This window comes from Streptomyces griseomycini (assembly GCF_014203535.1).
GTDB lineage: Bacteria > Actinomycetota > Actinomycetes > Streptomycetales > Streptomycetaceae > Streptomyces > Streptomyces griseomycini.
Window position 1 is genome coordinate 1 of sequence record NZ_JACHJI010000063.1, and the last position, 1,872, is coordinate 1,872.

Here is a 1,872-nt window from a genome sequence, read left to right on the forward strand (position 1 = left end):
AGGCGGGCCGACTTCGACCTCCTGCGACGCCGCATCCTCCTGTCACCTTGATCAACCGGTGACACCCCCAAATCAGCGACAGAGCCCAAAACCTGGACCAGAACCCATGAAGGCCCTCCGCAACGCACGCGACTACGAACGCCTCCCGCAGCACTCCGAAGCTCACCTGAACTGGGCACTCATTACCACCATGACCAGGCGCCTCACCCGGAAGAACTCCCAGGCCACCAAGTGGACGAAGAAGCCAGCCCGCTGACCTGGCCCCACTGGCGTGTTTGGCAGCCGAACAACACCTGTGCGAGCCTTCTGCCACTCCTCCGGAAGGGATCACCTGATGCTCGGCATGGTTGTCTGGGACGTCTGCTCTCGCGCTTCGACGCGAGAGCGGTAACGGCCACCTGCCTCAACGCCGACGCCGGTCCGATGGACAGGCGTCGGTTCGGTCTGCTCCTCGTCGAAGTGCTCTTCGTGCCCCTGCACGCTCGACCACGAGGAGTACGTGGTGTCCACCATCCACTGGACCGAGAACGACGCCCCCCAGTCCGCCCGCTGGCATTCCGAGAACGCTGCCCCTCTGCCCCAGCGAACCGTCGTCGCCGACGACCGGACGAAAGCCAACGACGCCTACCGGCACGCATGCGAGGGTACGGCCCTGCTCTGGCGAGGCGACTTTCACAACGCCCGGCATCTCCTGCAGGCGATGGGTCGCCGGATCGACCGCAAGCCTCCCAGGCCCAGTACGTCCCCCCGCGAGAGGTTCCACCAGCACCGACGCCGCAGCAGCCACCGCGCCCGTGTCCTCGGAAAGCTCCTGGTGCTGCTGGACGACGACTACACGCTGGCGTTGCGCCGGGCCCCCGACGTCCGGCAGGCATGCCTGGAAGCCTATGGCCCCCCACAGGGACGCATCGCGGTCTCTCTGCGCGAACTGCTGGGAGTGATCGGTGCTCATCAGTGGCGCCTGAAGGGGATCGACGTGCCAGCGCTCGGGACTCGGATCCACCCCCACTATGGCGTGTTCGCACCCGTCAGGGACGAATACGTCGACTTGGTCGCCCACGCGCCACTGCCGCCGTCAACCCGGCACAGCCTCGCCACCAGTACGGCATTCGACCTCGGCACGGGAACCGGTGTTCTCGCCGCGGTCCTGGCCCGCCGCGGTATCCAGTACGTCGTGGCCACCGACATCAGCCCACGCGCTCTGACCTGCGCCAAGGAAAACGTCCACCGGCTCGCACTGACCGGCCGCATTGAGGTGTCGGGCCCCGACCTGTTCCCCCAAGGCCGCGCCGACCTTGTCGTATGCAACCCGCCTTGGCTCCCCGCCCGTCCGACTGGTCCCGTCGAACAAGGCGTCTACGACCCGGACAGCAGTATGCTCCGCAGCTTCCTCGCCGGGCTGTCCGACCACCTCCGACCAGGCGGAGAAGGCTGGCTCATCCTGTCCGACCTGGCAGAACACCTCGGCCTCCGCACCCGTCAGCAACTGCTCGACGCCGTCCAGGCAGCACAGCTTCGTGTCATGGACAAGATCGATACCAAACCCCGTCACCCACGCTCCAAGGACGCCACCGACCCACTCCACACAGCTCGAAATGCGGAGACCACGTCCCTCTGGCGCCTGGCCCCGGCACCATAACTGGCAACCGGACCGCGCAACAACATCCCGCCTCCCGGTTCACCAGGTGAGCACATCCCGTGGGCGACTTCTCCACGCTCACGGGATGACAGGAGCAAAAACACCTACTCAGCTTGTTCTTTAGATCGTGTCCTATGTGGTGAGGCAGATGAGTCGCTTGTAGCAGCACAGGGCGGCGGCGAGGCCGAGAAAGGCCAGGTAGTTGCGGGGATCGCGTTCGTAGCGGGGGCTGA

At 65.9% G+C, this 1,872-nt stretch carries 1 protein-coding gene and 2 pseudogenes; 2 read left to right on the plus strand and 1 reads right to left on the minus strand.

The genetic code is table 11. From position 1 onward, the window contains the following. Positions 1-106: 106 nt before the first annotated feature. Positions 107-247 (plus strand): annotated as a pseudogene (locus FHS37_RS38695) (IS5-like element IS4811 family transposase); the annotation flags it as partial. A gap of 255 nt (positions 248-502) precedes the next feature. Then, complete coding sequence (locus FHS37_RS38700; protein WP_184830012.1) at positions 503-1,639, plus strand: methyltransferase; 1,137 nt, start codon at positions 503-505, stop codon at positions 1,637-1,639. Between the two features lie 132 nt (positions 1,640-1,771). Here FHS37_RS38700 and FHS37_RS38705 read toward each other — a convergent pair. Beyond that, positions 1,772-1,872 (minus strand): annotated as a pseudogene (locus tag FHS37_RS38705) (IS5/IS1182 family transposase); the annotation flags it as partial.